At 66.8% G+C, this 21867-nt stretch carries 17 protein-coding genes; 6 read left to right on the top strand and 11 right to left on the bottom strand.

From position 1 onward, the window contains the following. Positions 1 to 83: 83 nt before the first annotated feature. The 8 genes from ACQY78_RS19815 to ACQY78_RS19780 form a co-directional block, all read right to left on the bottom strand. Entirely contained in the window at positions 84 to 1214 is a 1131-nt protein-coding gene (locus ACQY78_RS19815) for a type III PLP-dependent enzyme (RefSeq protein ID WP_428677880.1), read from the bottom strand. Between the two features lie 410 nt (positions 1215 to 1624). Further along, on the bottom strand, positions 1625 to 2875 hold the full coding sequence (locus tag ACQY78_RS19810) for an MFS transporter (protein WP_428677879.1): 1251 nt from the start codon (positions 2873 to 2875) through the stop codon (positions 1625 to 1627). Continuing rightward, positions 2872 to 4023: a dATP pyrophosphohydrolase gene (locus ACQY78_RS19805; protein ID WP_428677877.1), complete on the bottom strand. Its 1152-nt coding sequence runs from the start codon at positions 4021 to 4023 to the stop codon at positions 2872 to 2874. Before ACQY78_RS19805 ends, ACQY78_RS19810 begins: the two co-directional genes overlap by 4 nt. A 7-nt stretch (positions 4024 to 4030) precedes the next feature. Beyond that, positions 4031 to 4951 carry a metallophosphoesterase family protein gene (locus tag ACQY78_RS19800; protein WP_428677875.1) on the bottom strand — a complete coding sequence of 307 codons (921 nt, stop codon included), beginning with the start codon at positions 4949 to 4951 and terminating at the stop codon, positions 4031 to 4033. 12 nt (positions 4952 to 4963) lie between these two features. Beyond that, on the bottom strand, positions 4964 to 6190 hold the full coding sequence (gene spt, locus ACQY78_RS19795; protein WP_428677872.1) for a serine palmitoyltransferase: 1227 nt from the start codon (positions 6188 to 6190) through the stop codon (positions 4964 to 4966). A gap of 2 nt (positions 6191 to 6192) precedes the next feature. Beyond that, positions 6193 to 6474: an acyl carrier protein gene (locus ACQY78_RS19790; RefSeq protein ID WP_428677870.1), complete on the bottom strand. Its 282-nt coding sequence runs from the start codon at positions 6472 to 6474 to the stop codon at positions 6193 to 6195. A 134-nt stretch (positions 6475 to 6608) separates the two neighbouring features. Continuing rightward, the gene (locus ACQY78_RS19785) at positions 6609 to 7529 is read right to left on the bottom strand and encodes an NAD-dependent epimerase/dehydratase family protein (RefSeq protein WP_428677868.1); all 921 of its coding nucleotides are present in this window, start codon (positions 7527 to 7529) and stop codon (positions 6609 to 6611) included. Between the two features lie 9 nt (positions 7530 to 7538). Next, the gene (locus ACQY78_RS19780) at positions 7539 to 9278 is read right to left on the bottom strand and encodes a fatty acyl-AMP ligase (RefSeq protein ID WP_428677866.1); all 1740 of its coding nucleotides are present in this window, start codon (positions 9276 to 9278) and stop codon (positions 7539 to 7541) included. A gap of 197 nt (positions 9279 to 9475) precedes the next feature. Between ACQY78_RS19780 and ACQY78_RS19775 the strand changes: the two genes are divergently transcribed. The 3 genes from ACQY78_RS19775 to ACQY78_RS19765 are packed head-to-tail and all read left to right on the top strand — an operon-like array spanning position 9476 to position 12581. Next, positions 9476 to 10657, top strand: coding sequence for an aspartate aminotransferase family protein (locus ACQY78_RS19775; RefSeq protein ID WP_428677864.1), 1182 nt, complete (start codon positions 9476 to 9478; stop codon positions 10655 to 10657). A 2-nt stretch (positions 10658 to 10659) separates the two neighbouring features. Next, positions 10660 to 11586, top strand: a complete 927-nt coding sequence (gene argF, locus ACQY78_RS19770; protein WP_428677862.1) for an ornithine carbamoyltransferase — start codon at positions 10660 to 10662, stop codon at positions 11584 to 11586. After that, entirely contained in the window at positions 11574 to 12581 is a 1008-nt protein-coding gene (locus tag ACQY78_RS19765) for an Hsp33 family molecular chaperone HslO (RefSeq protein ID WP_428677860.1), read from the top strand. Before argF ends, ACQY78_RS19765 begins: the two co-directional genes overlap by 13 nt. On the opposite strand, the gene ACQY78_RS19760 is transcribed toward ACQY78_RS19765, so the two are convergent. The 3 genes from ACQY78_RS19760 to ACQY78_RS19750 are packed head-to-tail and all read right to left on the bottom strand — an operon-like array spanning position 12530 to position 14920. Continuing rightward, positions 12530 to 13018 (bottom strand): GNAT family N-acetyltransferase, encoded by a 489-nt coding sequence (locus ACQY78_RS19760; RefSeq protein ID WP_428677858.1) that lies wholly within the window; start codon positions 13016 to 13018, stop codon positions 12530 to 12532. The two genes, ACQY78_RS19765 and ACQY78_RS19760, sit on opposite strands and share 52 nt — an antisense overlap. 31 nt (positions 13019 to 13049) lie before the next feature. Then, a complete protein-coding gene (locus ACQY78_RS19755; RefSeq protein WP_428677856.1) occupies positions 13050 to 14180 on the bottom strand; it encodes a zinc-binding dehydrogenase in 1131 nt (376 codons plus the stop codon). Further along, the gene (locus ACQY78_RS19750; RefSeq protein WP_428677854.1) at positions 14177 to 14920 is read right to left on the bottom strand and encodes an SDR family NAD(P)-dependent oxidoreductase; all 744 of its coding nucleotides are present in this window, start codon (positions 14918 to 14920) and stop codon (positions 14177 to 14179) included. The genes ACQY78_RS19755 and ACQY78_RS19750 overlap by 4 nt, the downstream gene beginning before the upstream one ends. A 109-nt stretch (positions 14921 to 15029) precedes the next feature. Between ACQY78_RS19750 and ACQY78_RS19745 the strand changes: the two genes are divergently transcribed. From ACQY78_RS19745 to ACQY78_RS19735, 3 genes are read left to right on the top strand one after another with little or no spacing between them, the layout of a single operon-like run. Beyond that, positions 15030 to 18404 (top strand): DUF2126 domain-containing protein, encoded by a 3375-nt coding sequence (locus tag ACQY78_RS19745; RefSeq protein ID WP_428677852.1) that lies wholly within the window; start codon positions 15030 to 15032, stop codon positions 18402 to 18404. Positions 18405 to 18459: 55 nt separating this feature from the next. Further along, the gene (locus ACQY78_RS19740; protein ID WP_428677850.1) at positions 18460 to 20958 is read left to right on the top strand and encodes a circularly permuted type 2 ATP-grasp protein; all 2499 of its coding nucleotides are present in this window, start codon (positions 18460 to 18462) and stop codon (positions 20956 to 20958) included. Between the two features lie 16 nt (positions 20959 to 20974). Further along, on the top strand, positions 20975 to 21862 hold the full coding sequence (locus ACQY78_RS19735) for a transglutaminase family protein (RefSeq protein WP_428677848.1): 888 nt from the start codon (positions 20975 to 20977) through the stop codon (positions 21860 to 21862). Positions 21863 to 21867 lie beyond the last annotated feature (5 nt).

Raw genomic sequence — 21867 nt, 5'->3', positions numbered from 1 at the left:
GTTCCTTTGTTGAGCAGTCAGTAAAAACAGCAACGGGGCCTTTCTCAAGGCCCCGTCGTTCCGTACGCCCGAATTGTGTCAGTTCAGATGCAGACCGCCTTGAGCGGCGCGAAGCCGTTGAACGCGACCGAGGAGTAGGTCGTCGTGTAGGCGCCGGTCGAGAGAATCTCGACCTTGTCGCCCGGCTTCAGGGACAGAGGCATTTTGTACTCCGTCTTTTCATAGAGGATATCGGCCGAATCGCAGGTCGGGCCGGCAAGCACCACGGGGCCCATGCGCGTGCCCTCGCCGGGCGTGCGCAGGCGGTACTTGATGCTCTCGTCCATCGTCTCGGCAAGGCCCGAGAACTTGCCTATGTCGAGGTAGACCCAGCGCTTGCGGTCGCCGGCTGCCTTGCGCGAGACCAGTACGACCTCGCTCTGGATCACACCGGCATCGCCCACCATGGAACGGCCCGGCTCGATGATGACCTCGGGCATGCGGTTGCCGAAGTGGCGCACCAGCGCGCGGGTGACGGCATCGCAATAAGCCTCGATGCCGCTCACCTCGGAGCGATAGCGCGCCGGGAAGCCGCCGCCCAGATTGACCATGCGCAGGTCCACGCCCGCTTCGGCGAGGGCGAAGAACATCTGCGAGACCTGGCCCAGCGCCCTGTCCCACTGGTCGAGGTCGGTCTGCTGGCTGCCGACATGGAAGGAGATGCCGTAGGCGTCGAGGCCCCAGTCCTTGGCCTTGCGCAGCAGGTCTTTCGCCATCTCCGGCGCGCAGCCGAACTTCTTGCTGAGCGGCCATTCGGCACCGCCGCAATCCACCAGCACGCGGCAGAACACGCGGGCGCCCGGCGCCACGCGGGCAAGCTTCTGCAGCTCCGCCTCGCTGTCGAAGGCGAACAGGCGCACGCCCTGCTGGTAGGCCCAGGCGATATCCTTTTCCTTCTTGATCGTGTTGCCGAAGGAGACGCGGTCCATCGAGACGCCGGTCGCCTGGATCATCTCGATCTCGCCACGGCTCGCCGTGTCGAACTTGGACCCCGCCGTGGCCAGACGAGCCAGCACCTGTGCGGCCGGATTGGCCTTCACGGCGTAGAAGATGTGCGCCGTCGGCAGCAGCTCGCGCATGCGGCGGAAATTGTTCTCGACCACGTCGAGGTCGATCACGAGGCACGGCGTCTCGGGCTGCTGCTCGCGGAGATAACGGAAAATACGCTCGGTCATCGCTGGGGGGTTCCCCGTCTGGATAGTCAGCTTGTCGGAAGAGATCGAACGACGACGTACGGCGCCAAGCGTGGCGCGATACGTCAGCCGATACTCGACTGAGCTAAGATCCGTTTATGCGGCTGAGCGAGGAAGGAGGCCCGAGCGAGGGTCGGGCAAATGACATAATAGCGGGGAACGCGCCCCGCGCGGTATGCAACCATCTCAGAAGCTCCTTCCCGGACCCGGCTCGAAACCGGCACTGCCAAAAAGAACACTTTCCGTCGTTGCGTAACCACAGAGGGCCAGCGGCACGTGCGTTGGGCGTCTTGTATGGGTGCTATCTACAACTAATCGACATGGTTACAAGCGGAATCTGTCCCGCCCCGAAACTTTCGCTGCGCTCGTGACGCTGGGACTACAGAACCGCGTCAGACGCGCGGCACCGACGACCCCGGGAGCTTGATCGACGCGGCCAGTACGGTGAGCGGCACCAGCATCACCACCGAGCAGATCAGCGCGGTGCGGACGTCGAAGAAGTTGGCGATCTTCCCCCACAGCAGCGCGCCCAGCACCATCGCGCCGAAGAACACCATCTGATGCACCGCCATGCCGCGCGCGCGCATGTAGTTGGGCAGGATCATCTGCACGGAAGCGCCGTTGTTGGCGATGACGGTGATCCAGCAGGCGCCATTGATGGCAACGACGGCGCCGACGACGACCGGCGTCATGGCCAGCGCCGCGACCAAAGTTGCGGCGGCCGAGACGCCCATCGCCCAGATGTTGGCGCGATCGGCCCCGAGCAGGCGGTTCACCATCGGCAGCGCGAAGGCCGCGGCGACGGCGCCGATGCCGAATACGCCGTACAGGATGCCGAAGGTGAACTCGTCGAGGCCAAGCTCGAAGCGACCGATCACCGGCAGCAGGGTGCCCATGGCGATGCCCGGCACGAAGAAACAGAGACCGCGGGCGAAGATCGCCCGGAGTTCCGCCGAGCCGCGGACGAAGGCGATGCCGGCGCGCGCCGCCTCGCCCAGGGTCTCGCGGCGCTGGGCAGCGCGGGCCTCGGCCGGCCGTTTCCAGGCGCGCATGGCGAGGATCACGCCCACATAGGTGAAGGCGTTGATGGCGAAGAGCAGGAACACGCCGACCAGGCCCAGCAGGAGCTGGCCGATGACAGGGCCAATGGTGCGGGCGAGATTGAAGCCGGCGCTGTTCAGCGCGATGGCCGGTCGGAGCTGCGGTCCGGTTACGATCTCGGGCACCACGGCGTGCCAGGCCGGCGCGTTCATGGCGTTACCCAGCCCCATGCAGAAGGACAGCGCCAACAGGTTCCAGTGGTTGAGCTGGCCGAGGAAGGCCAGCACGGCCAGGGTCGCGGCCACGCCCATCATCCAGACCTGGCAGCACATGATGTAGCGGCGGCGGTCGAAGCGGTCGGCCAGGATGCCGGCGAAGAAGCAGAACAGGAACATCGGCAGAGTGCCGGCGGCGGCCAGCAGGGCCACGAAGATCGGTTCCTGCGTCAGGCTGGTCATTTCCCACGCCGCACCCGTGGTCTGCATCCAGCCGCCGACGTTGGACATCAGGTTGGCGATCCACATCGCCAGGAACGAGCGGTTGGCGAGGGGGGCGAAGGCAGAGGGCGGCTTCGGCGGCCGCGAGGGCGCCGACGCGTTCACCCTGCCAGCACCTTCTCGTAGATGCGATGGGTCTTATAGTGGACCCCGCCGACCGAGCGGATGATGTTGTTGGTCGCCTTGTTGTCCTCGAGGATCCAGCCCAGTTCGGCCGAGGTCTTGCCCAGCCGCTTGCCGTTCTGCCGGAGATGATCGATCGCGATCATGGCGAGGCCAGCGCCCAGCAGCGGATGGTTCCGGAACTTCTTCTTCACGCCCATCAGCGGCACGCGCGTGCTGCCGACACCGGCGATCTTCAGGCGCCACAGCAGCTTGGCGAGCTTGAGGGGCCCGAGCTTGCCGTCGAATTCCTCGATCGCCTCGTAGAGGTTGGTGAGCGCCACGATGAAGGCCACGGTCTCGTCGTCGACATCCACGAACACCGCAAGCTCGGGCACGATCACCGGGCCAAAAGCCTTGGAGGCATGGTCGATCTCGGCCTGCGTGAAGGGTACGAAGCCCCAATTGTCGCTCCAGGCGTCGTTGAAGATGGAGACGAGCGTGCGCACCTCGGCGTCGAACATTTTCATGTTGGCCGTGCGCACCTTGACCCGGCCTTCCAGGCCGCCGCGCGCCAGCAGCTTGGCGCCGATCGTCTCGGGCGCGTTCTGGACGTCGTAGTCGTAGGAGAAGACGTCCTTGGCCTTCACGTAGCCGCAGGCCTCGACCCGGGGTCCAGCATAGGGCGGGTCGTAGGGCACCATCAGGACCGGCCGGCTGTCGAAGCCGTGGATCAGCAGGCCCACCTCCTCGTTGACCGAAAGGCTGAACGGGCCGGTCGCCCGCTTCATGCCCTTGCCCAGGAGCCATGCCTCGGCCGCACTGAAGAGGGCCGCGAAGATCGCCGGTTCGTCCTCCGCCACCAGGCAGCCGAAGTTCCCGGTGCTGTCGGCGTAGCGCTCGAGATGGGCGAGGTCGATCTGTGCCGAAATGCGGCCGACCACCTTGCCGCTCCGCCGCGCCAGGAAGAAGCGCACCTCGACATGCTCGAACAGCGGGTTCTTGCCCGGCGTGAAGGCTTCCCGGCGCTCGAGGTCGAGCGGCGCGATATAGCCCTTGTGGCCGGCATAGAGGCGCCTCGGCAGCGCGATGAAGGCGTTCAGGTCGGCCTTGGACTCGACCGGGCTGACGACGATGTCGGACGAAGCCATTGCCGCCTCAAGCTGCCTGCGCGGCGGGGGCGCCGCTGTTGAACACGATGCGGCCATCGGGCTCGCAGCCCGTGCCGTCGGCGGCGAGCGCGCGGATGTCGACGGCGATCCGCCAGCCCGCAGTCTCGCGCTCGATGCCGATCAGGTGATACCGCGCGCGGCCGTACTTGCTTCCCGGCGCCGCCGATGCCGAGGTGACGCCGACCACCGGGATGGCCCCCTGCGGGCCCATGATGCGCGAGACTTCGCTACGATGATTATGGCCGTGCAGCACGATCTCGCAGCCGACCCTGCGGATCATCGCCTGGAAGGCGGCGGCATCGGTCAGCCGCTTGAAGCGCGACTCGGTCGTAAGCGGCGGATGATGGATCATCAGGACGCGGCACAGGCCTTCCCGGCCGAGATCCTCGAGCAGCTTCCCGGTGGCGGCGATCTGCGCGTCGCCCAGGGTGCCGGTCGCGAAAAACGGCGGCTTCGGCAGACCGCTGTTCAGCCCGACCAGCGCCACTGGCCCGCGCCGGCGCAGCGTAGGAAACACGTTGAAGTCGGCCGCGGGCGGCTGGCCGTCGCCCGCGATGTAGGCGCCCCACTGGCCGAGGCTCTGCCGCCACTGCGTGGCGACGTAGACGTCATGGTTGCCGGGAACGATCGTGACACGGTCGGGCGTCCCGAGGCCTGTCAGCCATTTCGAGGCGCGGGCAAATTCGTCGGGCAGGGAAACGTTCACCAGGTCGCCGGTCAGCACGATATGATCGGGCGCCTGTTTCCTGATGTCGGCCACGAGGCCGGCCAGCGCCTCGGGGCGATGGAGCTGCACGCGATTGCGCCACCAGTTGAAGTAGCCGGTGGCGCGCTTGCCCAGAAGATCGACGACGCGCGCCTGCGGCATCGGCAGATGCGGATCGGACAAATGGGCGAGGGTGAACATGGCGGATGCGCCCTAGCGGGCGCCGCCCACCACGCGCAGCGTGCGGTCGTCGAGGACACCGAGCTGGCGGCCGATGCCCGTCATGACCTCGATCATGTGCTGGAGCTGTTCCGGCGTGTGCACCGCGCAGACGGAGCAGCGCAGCAGCGAGACGCCGTTGGGCGTCGCGGGCGGCACGGCAACGTTGACGTAGATGCCGGCATCGAGCATCGCGCGCCAGAACCCGATGGCGGTCATGCGGTCGGGCAGATGCACGCCGACCACCGGCCCGTGCTCGGGACCGAGCTTGAAGCCCCTGGCGGCCAGACCTTCGTAGAGCGTGGCGACGTTAGACCAGAGCTGCGTGCGCAACTCGGGCTTGGCCTTCACCACCTTCAGCGCCTGGCGTACCGAGGCCACGATTGACGGCGGCAGCGACGCCGTGAACATGTAAGAGCGCACGGTGACACGCAGGATGTCGAAGTCCGGATCGTCCGAGACGCAGTAGCCGCCGATGGCGCCCAGAGTCTTGGAGAAGGTGCCGACGATGAAGTGGCAGTCGTCGATCACGCCCGTCGATTCGCAGAGACCGCGCCCATTGTCGCCAAGCGCGCCCAGCGAATGGGCCTCGTCGACGATCACGTACGCCTTGTACTTCTTGCAGACGTCAATGAACTCGCGCAGCGGCGCGCTGTCCCCCAGCATCGAATAGATGCCTTCCAGCACAACCACGCGATTGCCCGGACGATCGCCCAGCCGGCGCAGGCGCGCTTCGAGGCTGGACGGGTCGTTGTGCTTGAAGCGCACGACCTCGGCCTGCGTCATCTTGCAGGCGTCGTAGATCGAGGCATGGCTGTCGGCGTCGATCAGAAGCTGGTCGCCCTCGCCCGCCAGGGTCGAGATCAGGCCAAGATTGGCCTGGTAGCCGGTCGTGAAGACCATGCAGTGCTTCTTGCCGTAGAACTCGGCGATTTCCTGCTCGAGCGCCACGTGCTCGGTATAGCTGCCGTTGGCGATGCGCGAGCCGGTCGTGCCGGTCCCTTCGGCACGGATCGCCTCGATGGCGGCTTCCATGCAGCTCGGATCGAAGGTCAGGCCGAAATAATTGTTGGTACCAACGAGCAGCGTCTTGCGCCCGTTGATGATCGCCTCGGTCGGCGACAGGACGCGTTCCATCCGGATCTGGAAGGGGTCGTATCCTGTGGTCCGAACGTCGCGATAGGCCTCGAGCAGGCCTTCAAAGCGATCGAACAGGCCCATGGCTAACGCCGGGCGCAGAGCTTCTGGATGGTGTCCGCAAGCTGGTCGACGGTATGGATCTCGGCGACCACGTTCATGGGAATCGAGATGTCGAAATGATCCTCGAGCTCCATCACCATGTCCATGATGGCGAGCGAGTCGATGGTCAGGTCCTTGGCGATCACCGTGTCGCCCGTGATCGGCCGCTCGCCGGTCTGAAACGGCGCCAGGTGATGGCAGATCTCTCCAATGACCTCGGCGCGCGAATGCCCGCTGACGCGCGGCAGTTCGAGGGTGTCGGTCATGCCGTCGGTTTCGACGATCATTTGATGGGCAGTGCGCAAAACGCTCTCCAGCGCCCGGGGGTGGGCGGTCACCTTGTGCCAGAAACAGCGATTCCTAGTGAAATGACAAATTGTTACGCCGTATTTCACACGTCCTATAGCCAGTGCTTCGCGCGGTACCACAAGATCGTGTCCCGGAAGCCGGTCGTGAGGTCGTAACGCGGCTGGAAGCCGATCGCTGCGGCGAGCCGCCGGTCGGCAGCCGACCAGTCGGGATGGAAGATCTCGTTCACCTTTCCCCGGGTCAGTATCTGGGCGTCCGCGCCGACCGCCTGCCGCAGCTCGTTCCAGCGGGCAATGCCGGCCATGACCCCCCGGGGAACGGAGAGGCGCCACGGCCGCCGGCCCAGCGCCGTGCCCGCCGCCGCGGCCATGTCGGCATAGGTGTAGGTCCGGCCATCATCGATCTCGTAGGCCGAGTTCGAGGGCGCGCGCTCTACGGTCAGTGCCAGCGCCTCTGCCAGGTCCGAGACATGGATGAGCGACAGACGGGCCGCCGAGACCCGCGGCTGCGGCGCAATACCCAAGTTGATTGCTCGGAAATAAGCCAAGGTTTCGCGGTCGCCTGGTCCGTAGACCGCCGGCGCCCGCACGATCGTCCACGGACCGCTGCGGGTCGCGACGACTGCCTCTCCCGCGCGCTTGCTCGCGCCGTAGGCAGAAAGCTGCGGCTCGCGGGCGGCGAGCGAGGACAGCAGGACCAGATGGGCGTCGGGCGCCAGCGCCGACAGGAGGGCCGCACTGTCCCGGTTGACCGGCAGGAAGTCCCGGTCCGCCTTCGCCTTGATCAGCCCGGCGGCATGGACCACCGCGTCCGCCCCGTCGACAAGCTGGCGCAGCGCGGACTCGGAGGAGAGATCGCCCAGAACGAGATCGGCATCGACGCCGGCCAGCGACGGCAGGGGCGACCAGCGGCGGACCAGCAGGCGCAATCGCCAGCCGCGGCGCGCCAGGGCCGCGACGAGATGGGGGCCGACAAAGCCGGTGGCCCCGGTGACGGCGACCAGCCTGCCCATGGCGAGCGGTCAGGCCGCCTCGGGTTTCGGCGCGTACAGGCCGGCGAGATAGTTGGCCTTGGTCCGGGCTCGCGACAGCTTGCCGGACGAGGTGGTCGGCAGGCCCATGGTCGGCGGCACGAGGGCCACGTCGCAGTCGACGGCGATCGCCTCGCGCACGGCGCCGGCGACGTCGCGGGCCAAATCGCTCCGCCCCTGTTCCCCCGAGACGCGGGCCAGCACCGCCACGACCACGCGCTCGCCCTCGCCGGTATCGATGGAGAAGGCCGCTGCGTCGCCGCTCTTGACGACCCGCTTGGCCTCGATCGCCCACTCGATGTCCTGCGGCCAGACGTTTCGGCCGTTGACGATGATCAGGTCCTTGGCGCGGCCGGTGACGACGACCTCGCCGTCCAGCATGTAACCGAGGTCGCCGGTATCGAGCCAGCCGTCCACCAGGACCTCCCGGCTCGCCTCGGGCTCGCCGTAGTAGCCGGGCATGATGCTGGGTCCCGACACGAAAATGCGCCCGACCTCGCGATCGGCCAGCACCGCGCCGTCGGGCCCACGCACTTCGAGGCGGTGGCCCGGCAGCACGCGGCCGCAGATCACGAAGCGGCGCGCCCGGTGATGGTCGGCGGGGTCCGCCGCCGGCACCGCGCGCTGGATTTCTGCCAACGCGCTGCGGTCAACCGCATCGGTGCGCACGCCCGTGTCATGCGGGCAGAAAGTGATGGCGAGGCAGACCTCGGCCATGCCGTAGCTGGGAATGAACGCGGTGGCATCGAAGCCGAACGGCTGGAAGGTCGTGGCGAAGCGCTCCAGTACGTCGGCCCGCACCATGTCGCCGCCGATGCCGGCATGCCGCCAGCAGCGCAGATCGAGATCGGGCGGCACCTGGGCCGCACCGCGCCGCACGGCGAGGTCGTAGCCGAAGCTCGGGCTGTAGGAGATGGTGCAGCGGTTGCGCGAGATCAGGTTCAGCCACTGCATCGGCCGGCGCGCAAAGTCCCGCGGCGTCAGATAGTCGATCGAGAGCTGGCTCGACAGCGGCCCCATCAGGAACCCGATCAGCCCCATGTCGTGATAGAGCGGCAACCAGCTCACGGCGCGATCGCCTTCGACGACGTCGAGGCCGGCAGGGCCGACCATGCCCGCGAGATTGGCCATCAGGGCGCGCTGGGTGATCTGCACGCCGTGCGGATGGCGCGTGCTGCCCGATGAAAACTGGATGTAGCAGAGATCGCCGGCGTCGAGCGGCCGCAGGTCGACCGGCTTCTCGGGGAGCGAATGGAGCACGTCCATGCCGCCGTGGAGGCGGATGGCGGGGAATTCCCGCGCGGCATCGGCCAGATAGCCCGCCAGATCGTCGAGACCCACCGCGGCGACGGCACCGGACGCCGCGAACTGGCGGCGTAGCTGGTCGAGATAGGCGTCCTTGCCGCCGATTCCGACCGGAATGGAGACCGGGACGGGCAGCAGGCCCGCATACTGGGCGCCGAAAAAGGAGTCGAAGAAGCCCGGCCAGGTATCAGCCGTGATCAGGATGCGCTCGCCGCGTGCGAAGCCGGCGCCAATCAGCTTGCGGGCAACGACCTGCGCCCGGTCGCGGATGTCGCGCCACGGCAAGGCCGAGAGCTGCTCACCCTTGGCATTATAAAAGGTCACGCCCGTCTCGCCCTTCGCCGCATGGTCGAGCATCGCCGGCACGGAAGCGAAGCCAGCGCGATGCAGGGGGAGCTTTGAATTGCGAGTGGGCAGCAGTTTCATCGGAAGGCGGGTCTCCTAGCAGAGGGGTCGAGGCCCCTCAAGACGGGCGCTTCCGGCCGGCCGCCCCAAGTTGACACACCCGGACCCCGGTAAGATAGTGCCGGCCCCTCGCCAAAACCCGGAGTTTCCATCCCGGAATCGTCGGATCGGCGGGGGTTTTTTGATTTTGAGGGAGGCTCGCTGTGATTACGGCTGTGATGCCGACGTACGGTCGCAAGGACGTCGTGTTCGAACGCGGAGAGGGAAACTATCTCTACGCGGTGGACGGGCGACGTTACTTGGACTTCACGTCCGGTATCGCCGTGAACGCGCTGGGTCACTGCCATCCCTATCTGGTCAAGGCGCTGACCGAGCAGGGCTCCAAGCTCTGGCACACGTCTAACCTGTTCCGGGTCGGCAACGGTGAGAAGCTGGCCAAGCGGCTGGTCGAAAACTCGTTCGCAGACACGATGTTCTTCTGCAACTCCGGTGCGGAAGCGATCGAGGGCGGCATCAAACTGATCCGCAAGTATCAGTACATGAACGGCCAGCCCCAGCGGTACAAGATCATCGCCTTCCAGGCGGCGTTCCACGGCCGCCTGCTGAACGCGCTCGCCGCCACCGGCAACGAGAAGTATCTCGAAGGCTTCGGCCCACCGGCCCCCGGCTATCGCCATGCGCCACTGAACAATACCAACGTCGTCCGGGACATGGTCGACGACGAGACCGCCGGCATCCTGGTCGAACCGATCCAGGGCGAAGGCGGCATCCGCGCCACCACCACGCAGTTCCTGAAGGACTTGCGCGCCATCTGCGACGAGTTCGGCCTGCTGCTATTCTACGACGAAATCCACACGGGTTTCGGCCGGACCGGCAAATTGTGGGGCTACGACTGGTCGGGCGTGAAGCCCGATGTCGCCGCGATCGCCAAGGGCATGGGCGGCGGCTTCCCGATCGGCGCCTTCATGGCGACCGAGAAGGCGGCGGTCGGCATGGTCCCGGGCACGCACGGCTCGACCTATGGCGGCAACCCGCTGGCCACCGGCGTGGCCAATGCGGTGCTCGATATCCTGCTGGCGCCCGGCTTCATCGAGGACGTGCGCGAGAAGGGCGAGTACCTGAAGGGCAAGCTCGAGGACCTCTGCAAGAAGCACCCCAAGGTGTTCGTCGAGCAGCGCGGCATGGGTTTCCTGCAGGGCCTGCAGTGCGCGCCGTCGGTCCCCGTGGGCGACATGGTGAACAAGCTGCAGTCGCTGGGACTTCTGGTCCCGCCGGCCGGCGAGAACGTGGTTCGCATCTTCCCGGCGCTGATCGCCGACAAGGCCGCGCTCGACGAGGGCATCGCCATTCTCGGCCAGGCAGCGGAGTCGTTCGAGGCGGCGGCGAAGGCCGCCGAGTAGCCATGTCGACTCCCAAGCATTTCCTCGACCTGGACCAGGTCGATCCCAAGACGCTTCGCCAGATCCTCGATCACGGCAAAGCGATGAAAAAGGCGCGGTCCAACGGCGGGCACGACCAGCCGCTGGCGGGCAAGACGCTCGCCATGATCTTCGAGAAGCCCTCGACGCGCACCCGCGTGTCGTTCGAGGTCGGCATGCGCGAGCTTGGTGGCCAGACCATAATGCTGGGCCGCACGGACACCCAGCTCGGCCGTGGCGAGACCATCGCCGACACCGCGCGCGTGCTCAGCCGCTACGTCGACGTCATCATGATGCGCACCACCGTCGAGGACAAACTCCTCGAGATGGCGAAATACGCGACCGTGCCGGTGATCAACGGCCTTACCGACAAGACGCATCCCTGTCAGTTGATGGCCGACGTCATGACCTTCGAGGAGCATCGCGGTCCCATCCAGGGCAAGTCGGTGGTCTGGTCGGGCGACGGCAACAACATGGCGACCTCGTGGATCCATGCGGCCGTGCAGTTCGACTTCGAGCTGCGCATCGCCTGCCCGGCCGAGCTGACGCCGCCGGCCGACGTGGTGCAGTGGGCGGAGAAGTCGAACGGCCGCATCTCGATCGGCCATGACCCCGAGAAGCTGGTGAAGGATGCCGACTGCGTCGTCACCGACACCTGGGTATCGATGGGCGACGAGGATCCCGACAGCCCGAGCGCCGCGCGACGCCACAACCTGCTGCGCTCGTATCAGGTCGACAAGCACCTGATGAAGCAGGCCAAGAAGGACGCGATCTTCATGCACTGCCTGCCCGCGCATCGCGGCGAGGAAGTGACCGCCGAGGTGATCGACGGCCCGCAGTCGGTCGTGTTCGACGAGGCCGAGAACCGGCTGCACGCCCAGAAGAGCATCCTGGCCTGGTGCCTGTCTTGAGTTCGCCATCGGGAGGGCCTCCTTCCGATGACTGGGACCGCGTCCTTCCTTTTCAGCTGGACGCGCTCGGCGTGCGCGGCCGGCTGGTCCGGCTGGGCCCCGTCCTTGACGAAGTGATCGAACGCCACGGCTATCCCTTGGCCGTGGCGCGGCCGCTCGCCGAGTCGATGGTGCTGTGCGCCACGCTCGCGACCTCGCTGAAATACGACGGTATCTTCACTCTGCAGCTCACGGGCGACGGACCGATCCGCCTGCTCGTCACCGACCTAACCAGCGACGGGGCGCTGCGCGGCTACGCGCAGTTCGATTCGTGGAAGCTCGCGATCGCGCTGGGCAGCGGCAACGAGGACGTTCCCGACGGCTATATCCCCAAACTGTTCGGCCAGGGCCGCCTCACCTTCACCGTCGACCAGGGCCAGTATACGGAGCGCTACCAGGGCGTCGTGCCGCTCGAGGGTGCGACGCTCGCGGACTGCGCCCACACCTATTTCCGCCAGTCCGAGCAGCTGCCGACCGGCATCAAGATCACGGCACGCCGCGACGACACGGGCGGCGGGCATCGCTGGCATGCTGCCTCCCTCATGGTGCAGCAGATGCCCGAATTCGACGCCGGCCGGATGGACGTGGATGCCGAGCAGCGTGAGGACGACTGGCGCAAGGCCGTGATCCTGATGGCCTCGGCCACCGAGAAGGAAATGCTCGATCCGGCGCTGCCCGGCACCACCCTGCTCCACCGTCTGTTCCATCAGGAACAGCCCCGCGTATTCGAGCGCCGCCCCTTCGCGGCCCGCTGCCGCTGCAGCCGCGAGCGCATCGACAACGTACTACGCTCCATTCGGCGCGAGGAACTTGGCGATCTGCGTGACAAGACCGGCCGCGTCTCGGTGAAATGCGAGTTCTGCTCGACCGAATACACCTACGACGACAGCGACCTCGACCGCGTCTATGCGCCAGCCGCCGAGGAAGCCGATCCGTCGAAGAGCGGCTTGTCGTAGAACACCGACCACGTGACGTCGGCGTAGTCGAGAACCGGACCGCAGCGTGTGAAGCCGGAACGTTCATAAACTTTCCAGGCCGCGTAGTGACGGTCGCCGGTCTCGAGCACGAGACGCTTCAGCCCCTCGGCGCGCGCCATCGCCTCGACGCGTGCCACGATCTGCTCGCCGATCCTTCGGCCGCGATGGCTCGGCCTCGTGTACATGCGCTTCACCTCGCCGATGCCGTCGCCGTGCCGCTTCAGCGCCCCGCAGGCCACTGCCACGCCGCCTTCTCGTGCGATGAAGACGGTAGTGTCTTCATCGGCCATCTGCTCGACGGTCAAATGATGGCAGTGCTCGGGCGGCGTCAGCTCCAGCAGGACCGCGTTCAGCTCGGCGACGAGTGTTCGGACTTCGTCCTGTAGCGGCGTTTCAACGGCGATCGTGAAGGACATGGAAGCTCGGCGCCTTCTCTTCTGACGACAATTAGCCGTTCGGCATCAGCACCTGCCGCACGGTCGCGACATCCTGCAGGCGGTCGAAGCCCTCGTTGAGTTGGTCGAAGCCGATTCGCTGGCTGACCATGCGGTCGACCGGCAGCTTGCCCTGCTGGTAGAGCGCGATGAAGCGCGGGATGTCGCGCACCGGCACGCAGCTTCCCATGTAGGAGCCCTTGATGGTCTTCTCCTCGCTGACGAGGCCGCTCTGCTTGAACGAGAAGTCGGCGGCGATCGGTGAGAGGCCGGCCGTCACGGTGGTGCCGCCCCAGCGCGTCACCAGATAGGCCGTCTCCATCGCCTTGATGGTGCCGGCGAGATCGAAGGCGTAGTCGACGCCGCCATTGGTGAGATCGCGCACCTGCGTGACATGGTCGACGTCCTTGGCATTCACCGTGTCGGTCGCGCCGAGTTGACGCGCGAGACCGAGCTTCTCGTCCGAAAGATCGATGGCCACGATGCGGCCGGCGCCCGCGAGCACCGCGCCCATCAGGCCGCTCAAACCCACCCCGCCCAGGCCGACAATGGCCACCGAGCTGCCGGGCTCGATCTTGCCGGTATTCACGACCGCGCCCACGCCCGTGACGACGGCACAGCCGAACAAAGCGGCCACGTCGAGCGGCAGGCTGCGGTCGATGACGACGATCGAGCCGCGGTCGACCACGGCATATTCGGCGTAGCAGGAAACGCCGGAATGATGATTCACCGGCTTGCCGTCCATGTGCAGGCGGTGATGGCCGGAGAGAAGCTGGCCCGCGGCGCGCGGCGTGATCGAGCGCTCGCAGATATAGGGCCGGCCTTCGAGGCAACGCCGGCAACGGCCGCAGCTCACGTTGAAGGTGAAGCAGACATGGTCGCCGACTTTCACGTCGTGCACCCCCGCGCCCACCTCGACGATCTCGCCCGAGCCTTCATGGCCCAGCACGATCGGGACGGGACGCGGCCGGTCGCCATTGATCAGCGACAGGTCGGAATGGCAGAGGCCGCCGCCGCCCACCTTGACCAAGACTTCGCCTTCGCCCGGCGGATCGAGGTCGACTTCGACGACCTGGATGGGGTTCGACTTGGCGAAGGGGCGGGGCGCGCCGCAGACCGTGAGAACGCCGGCTTTCATCTTCATGCGATTCCTCCATCGACCCGGACCAGCGATCCGGTGGTGAAACTCGATTTGCTCGACGCGAGATAGAGCGCGGCCGTCACGATTTCCGCCGGCTGGCCGCTGCGCTTCAGCGCCGCCGTCGGGTTGGCCTTGTGCTCCTCCGGCCACGCCTTGGACACGTCGGTCAGGAAACGGCCCGGCGAAATGGTGTTCACCCTCACCTTCGGCCCGTATTCGAAGGCGAAGGCCTCGGTGAGGGCATTGAGCGCCGCCTTGGCGCCGGCGTAAGGCGCGATCTGCGGCCGCGGGCGCAGCGCCCCGGCGCTCGAGACGTTGATGATCGAACCGCCCTCGCCCGCCGCCATCCGGCTACCGACCAGCGACATCAGGCGGAACGGCGCCTTGAAGTTCAGCGACACGATGCGGTCGAAGAGTTGCTCCGAGGTCTCCAGCGACGAGGGCGCGAGCGGCGAGGAGCCGGCATTGTTGACCAGGATGTCGATCTTCCCGAAGGCGGCGTAGGCAGCCTCCACCAGGCCGTCGAGTTCCTGCCAGTTGGCGACGTTGCAGGCATAGGTTGCCGCCTTGCGGCCCATCGCCCGCACCTCGGCCGCGACTTTGTCGCAGGTTTCCAGCTTACGGCTGGTGATGAAGACGTCGGCACCGTGCTCGGCGAAGGCCTTCACCATCTGGTAGCCCAGCCCGCGACTGCCGCCGGTAACGAGGGCAACCTTGCCCGTGAGGTCGAAATGGTTGGTCATGATGGGAGGCCCAGTCAAAAAAGGATCATGACCGAAGCATAGCGTGACTTCCTTGCTTAGTGGCATGTCACTTGCTTAGTCTGTCTTCGGAGCGAAACAGCAGGCCGTCATGAGCATCCACGTCGCGCTGCATCATCGGACGACCTATCGGTACGACCGGCCCATCGAGCTGGGTCCTCAGATCGTGCGTCTTCGTCCGGCCCCCCACAGCCGGACCCCCGTCATTTCCTATTCGCTGAAGGTCACCCCGGCCCAGCATTTCATCAACTGGCAGCAGGATCCGCAGGGAAATCACCTTGCCCGGCTGGTATTTCCCGAGAAGACCGACCTGTTCGAGGTCACGGTCGACCTGGTGGCCGACATGTCGGTCATCAACCCGTTCGATTTCTTCCTCGAACCCTCGGCCGAGACATGGCCCTTCGCCTACGACGCCTCGCTCGCCGAGGAGATCGCGCCGTTCCGCAAGCTGGAACCGCTGGGGCCGAAATTGTCGGCCTGGCTCGCCACGGTCGACCGCAAGGAACAGCGCACCATCGATTTCATCGTCGGCCTGAACGCCCGCCTGCAAAGCGAGATCGGCTACATCGTCCGCATGGAGCCGGGCGTGCAGAGCTGCGAGGAGACGCTCGCCAGCGCCAAGGGGTCGTGCCGTGATACCGGCTGGCTGCTGGTCATGATCATGCGCCACCTGGGCTTTGCCGCGCGGTTCGCCTCGGGTTATCTGATCCAGCTCGTTGCCGACGAGAAGCCGCTCGAAGGCCCCGAAGGCCCGACGCACGATTTCACCGACCTCCATGCCTGGTGCGAAGTCTATCTGCCAGGGGCCGGCTGGATCGGCCTCGACCCGACTTCCGGCCTGCTGACCGGGGAAGGACATATTCCGCTCGCCTGCACGCCCGAGCCGTCGAGTGCGGCGCCGATCGAAGGCGCGATCGAGAAGGCCGAAGTCGAATTCGAGCACGCGATGACCGTTGCGCGCGTGCGCGAGACGCCGCGCACCACCAAGCCCTACACCGAGGAGCAGTGGGCCACGCTGCTCAAAGTGGGCGAAGCGATCGAGCGCGACATCGGCAAACACGACGTGCGCCTCACCATGGGCGGCGAGCCGACCTTCGTGTCGGTCGACGACATGGACGGGCCGGAATGGAACACGCTGGCGCTCGGCCCCGAGAAGCGGCGGCTGGCGGGCGTGCTGTTCCGCAAGCTCGCGCACCGTTTCGCGACGGGGCCGCTGCTGCATTTCGGTCAGGGCAAATGGTATCCCGGCGAGCAGCTGCCGCGCTGGGCGCTCGGCTGCTACTGGCGCAAGGACGGCGAGCCGATCTGGCGCAATCCGCAGCTCTATGCGCTGGAGTCCAAGCCGGTCGGCGCCACCGTCGAGGCCGCGCACCGCTTTGCGCTCGCCTTCGCGCAGCGTCTCCAGCTCGACCCCGACTATCTTTTCCCGGCCTACGAGGACACCTGGTACTATCTGTGGCGCGAACGGCGGCTGCCCAGCAACGTTCTCGTCGACGAAGCCAAGGTCAAGGACCCTCTGGAGCGAGAGCGTCTGGCGCGCGTGTTCGAGAAGGGGCTCGAAAGCTCGGTCGGCTACGTGCTGCCAGTTATTCGGGATCAAAACGGGCGCGGCAACGGGCATGCACCCCGTTGGAAGAGCGGTCCATGGTTCCTGCGCTCCGAGAAGTGCTACCTGATCCCCGGCGACTCAGCGATCGGCTACCGCCTGCCGCTCGATTCGCTGCCCTGGGCCGCACCCGGCGACACCGACATCATCGTGCAGCCCGATCCGATGGCGCCGCATCCCGACCTGCCGCCACTCGATGCGTTCCGGCGCGCGCCGGTGCTGCGCCGCCAGGAGCCGAGCCTCGCCGCCGCTACGGCTGGTGACGCCGAAGCGCGCCGCGAGGCGTGGCGGCGCGCGCTTGCGCCCAACACGGGCCTCGGGCCCGCCGTCGGCGCTTCGGCCGCCGGCATCGTGCGCACCGCGATGGCCTTCGAGCCGCGCGATGGGCATCTCCACGTCTTCATGCCGCCGACCGAGCGCATGGAGGATTATCTCGACCTCGTGACGGCGCTCGAGGACACGGCCGAGGAGCTGGGCCAGCCGATCTTCCTCGAAGGCTACACCCCGCCCAACGATCCGCGCGTCCTGAACTTCAGCGTCACGCCCGATCCCGGCGTGATCGAGGTCAACATTCATCCCTCGGCGACCTGGACCGATCTCGTTGAACGCACGGAGATCGTTTACGAGGAAGCGCGTACGACCCGGCTCGGCGCGCAGAAATTCATGATCGACGGGCGCCACACCGGCACCGGCGGCGGCAATCATTTCGTGCTGGGCGGACCGTCGGCCGCCGACTCGCCGATGCTGCGACGGCCCGACCTGCTGAAGAGCCTGCTGGGATACTGGCTCAACCACCCCTCGCTCTCCTATCTCTTCTCCGGCCTGTTCATCGGGCCGACCAGCCAGCATCCGCGCGTGGATGAGGCCCGCAACGACGCGCTGCACGAGCTGGAGATCGCCTTCCGCCAGATCGCACCCGGCCGGCAGACGCCACCCTGGCTGGTCGATCGCGTGTTCCGCAATCTGCTGGTCGATGCGACAGGCAATGCTCATCGAACCGAGTTCTGCATCGACAAGCTCTTCACGCCCGACGCTGCAGCCGGCCGGCGCGGCCTGCTTGAGCTGCGCGCCTTCGAGATGCCCCCGCACTGGCGCATGAGCGTGGCGCAGCAGGCGCTGCTGCGCGGCCTCGTCGCCAAGTTCTGGGACCGCCCCTACGAACGACCGCTCAGCCGCTGGGGCACGCGCCTGCATGACGATTTCATGCTGCCGCACTTCGTGTGGCAGGACTTCAACGAGGTCCTCTCCGACCTCGGCGAGGCGGGCTACGCTTTCGAGCCGGAATGGTTCGCACCGCATTTCGAATTCCGCTTCCCGCGGCTCGGCGAAGTGGCGCAGCGCGGCCTCGAACTCGAACTGCGTCACGCGCTGGAGCCGTGGCACGTGCTGGGCGAGGAGCCGGGCGGCGGCGGCACGGTGCGCTACGTCGATTCGACCGTTGAGCGCCTCCAGGTCAAGGTCGCCGGGCTGAACGACCAGCGTCACGTCATTGCCTGCAACGGCTGGAAGCTGCCGCTGCGCGCCACCGGAACGGCCGGAGAATACGTTGCAGGCGTGCGCTATCGCGCCTGGCAGGCCGCGAACTCGCTGCATCCGACCATCGGTGTGCACGCGCCGCTCACCTTCGACATCCACGATTCGTGGAGCGGCCGTTCGATCGGCGGCTGCACCTACCACGTGGCTCACCCGGGTGGCCGAAACTACGACCGCGTGCCGGTCAATGCCAACGAGGCCGAGGCGCGGCGGCGTGCCCGTTTCTTCGCCATCGGACATACCGGCGGAATGTCGCCGGAACCCCGTCCACTGGACAATCCCGAGCATCCGCTGACGCTCGACCTGCGGCGGGCCCAGGGCCTATAGTTCGCCCGCCTCACAGGCAGTTCGACCGTTCGTTTCCTCTTTTGTTTCCGGGCCCATGGAGTCGTTGCGCGGCCTCTCATCCTCGCCGGCGAGCGCGTACGACGAACTGGTCACCGGCCAGAAGTCGATCCGCTACCACTGGCAAGGCATCCTGAGCGTCATCCGCTCGCTTCCGGGCGGGTTGGGCGAACGCGTGGAGAGTGCTCGCCGGCAACTCGCGGAATCGGGCGCGACCGTCAACCTGCTCGACGATCGCGGCTCGGCACGCTGGAGCTTCGACCCACTGCCGGTGGTCATCGCGCCTGACGAATGGGCCGGTCTCGAGGCCGGCCTGATCCAGCGTGCGCGCCTCCTCGACAGGGTTCTGGCCGATATCTACGGCCCGCAGACGCTGCTGAAGAAGCAGTTGCTGCCGCCGATGCTGGTCCATGCCAACCGGCATTTCCTGCGCCCTGCCCAGGTCACCGACGGCGCCGCGCCGCAGGCCTATCTCGGCAACTATGCCGTCGACCTGGTCCGGCTGAGCAACGGACGCTGGCACGTCCTGGCCGATCATACCGAGCTTCCTGCGGGCGTCGGCTATGCCCTCGAGATGCGCCGCGTGCTGGCGCGCAGCCTGCCCGAAGCGTTTCGCTCCATTCCCGTCCGTCATCTCCGGCCTTTCGTCGACCGCTGGCACGAATCGCTGCGCTCGATGGCGCCTCCCTCCGTGGACCAGCCGAACATGGCGGTGCTGACGCCGGGTTCGCTGTCGGCCACCTACTTCGAGCACGTCTATCTTTCGCGCGCGCTGGGGGTCCCGCTGGTAGAGGGCGGCGATATGGTGGCGCGCGATGGCCAGGTCTCGATCAAGACCTTGGCGGGGCTCCGGCCCGTGCACGTGTTGCTGCGGCGACTCGACAGCGCCTTCGCCGATCCCCTGGAAATGCGCGCCGATTCCGCGCTCGGCGTCACCGGACTGGTGGAGGCCACGCGCAGCGGCAACATCTCGCTCGCCAACGCGCTGGGATCGGGCGTCGTCGAAACACCTGCCATCATGCCGTTTCTCGAGGGGCTGAGCGAACACCTGCTGGGCGAGAAGCTCCGGCTCCCGTCGCTCGACGTGTGGTGGCTGGGCGAGCCGGCGGCGCTCAGCTTTGCCCTGGCCAATCTCGACCTCATGATCGTGCGTCCCTGCCTCGGCCAGGACCGCGAGCCGATCGTCGTCGGCATGCTGGAGCCGGCCGACCGCAAGGCGCTGGTTGAGCGCATCCGCGCCCAGCCCGGCCAGTATGTGGCGCAATATCCCATGACGCCGTCGCTCACGCCCAAGTGGGACGGGCAGGCACTGGTGCCATCCGCCGTCGTGCTGCGCGCCTTCGTGGTGGCCGACCACGATACCTATCATGTGCTGCCGGGCGGCCTCGCCCGCGAGCCCGACGGCGACACCGCGTTGCGCGCGTTGGGTCGCCTGCACGGCACCTTGAAGGACGTATGGGTGCTGGCCGAGGATGCAGCCGACGTCCAGCTGCCGACCACCCGGCGCTTCCACCAGCTCGCCGTCGAACGGGGCACCGCCGACCTGCAGAGCCGCGTCGCCGACAATCTCTTCTGGCTCGGCCGCTATATCGAGCGCCTCGACAACGATGCGCGTCTGTTGCGCACGACGGCGTCGCGCGTTGCGCAAGGCGCCGTCGGGCCGCGCGACGCGGTCGAGCTCAGGCTGCTCGGCCGGCTGCTCGACCAGGCCAATCTGATGGATCACATGTCGGCGCTGGCCCCCCCCGAAAGCGCGCTGTTCCAGCAGGGCCTGTCCGCCGTCGCGGCCGACGATCGCGGCCTCGCCATCGTGCTCGACGGCATCCAGCGCCTCACCGCGACCATGCGCGACCGCTTCTCCGTCGACATGACGACCGCCGCCGGCCCCGAGATGGTCGAAGTGCGCAAGCGCCTGCTGGCGGCCCGCGGCAACCTCGATCCCCTGCTGGCCGCGCTCGACGAGATCGTGCGCTTCGTCGCCACCCTGTCGGGCCTGGCGCAGGAAAACATGACGCGCGGCACCGGCTGGCGCTTCCTCGATCTCGGGCGCCGCATCGAACGCGGGTTGCACGTCATCAATGCCGCACTCGGCCCCTTCACCCTTTCGCCGATCGACTGGGACGCCGCGATGCGCCTGGCGCTCGAACTTTGCGACAGCACCATCACCTACCGCACGCGCTATCTCGGGCAGCTCCAACCCGCGCCGGTGCTCGACCTCGTGATCCTCGATGATGCCAATCCGCGCGGGCTGGTGTTCCAGCTTCGCACCATCAAGGGCCATCTCGACTATCTGGCGCGTGCATCGGGCTTCAGGGTTCCCGCGCTGCCGGACTCGCTGGAGAAGGATCTCGAAGCGGTGGTCCGCCAGTTCGGCGGCGATGAACAGGCATGGCGCCACGAAGGACTGGCGCTGGCCATGCTGCGCGATGTCACCTCCGACACCGAGCAGCAGCTCGACAGGCTGTCGGAGGCGATCACACGCGCCTATTTCTCCCACGTGCCCGCGGCGCAGGCCGTCGGCTCCTCCGGCGACTGATCGGCAGAGGCTGACCGTGCATTACCTGCTCTCGCACCGCACGACCTACACCTACGCCAGCACGGTGGACTCGGCGCACCATATCGCACACCTGCGAGCCCGCAATTTTCCGGGCCAGAAGGTCAGCTCGATCAGCGTCAACACAAGCCCGGTGCCGGCCCTGGCCGTCCAGCATCTAGATCATTTCGGCAACCACATCGACATCTACAGGATCGACAAGCCGCACACGCGCTTCGATATCGAAGTGCGGGCGGAAATCGACGTTCGCTTTCCCGAACCGCCTGCCGCCGCCTCGACACCGCCATGGGAGGACATCAGGGCATCTCTTCAGGGCGACGGATTTCCCCATCCGGTGGAAGCGAGCGAATTCATCTACGATTCACCGCTGGTGCCGAGTGTCGAAGCGCTTCGGGTCTACGGCGCCCAATCCTTCACGGCCGGACGCCCCATCCTCGAAGCGGCGCGCGAGCTGACCTCGCGCATCAGGACGGACTTTGAATATCACCCCGGCGCGACCGATATATCGACGCCGCTCGCCGACGTCTTTGCGGGCAAGGCCGGCGTCTGCCAGGACTTCGCCCATGTCGAGATCGCGGCGCTGCGCTCCCACGGTCTCGCGGCGGGCTACGTCTCGGGATACATCCGCACGATCAATTCCAAGGACGACATCGCGCTGCGCGGTGCCGACGCCAGCCACGCCTGGGTGGCCGTGTGGTGCGGCGAGGCTGCCGGCTGGGTCCATCTCGACCCGACCAACGACTTGGTCGCACACGAGGACCATGTCGTCGTGGCCTGGGGCCGCGACTTCTCCGACGTGAGCCCGTTGCGCGGCGTCATCCTGGGCGGCGACTCCCACTCGTACGGAGTCGCCGTATCGTTGATACCGACGCGTTTGACAAACTGATAGGC

This window comes from Reyranella sp., from assembly GCF_965279625.1.
GTDB lineage: Bacteria > Pseudomonadota > Alphaproteobacteria > Reyranellales > Reyranellaceae > Reyranella.
This window is presented reverse-complemented; position numbering and strand designations above follow the sequence as displayed.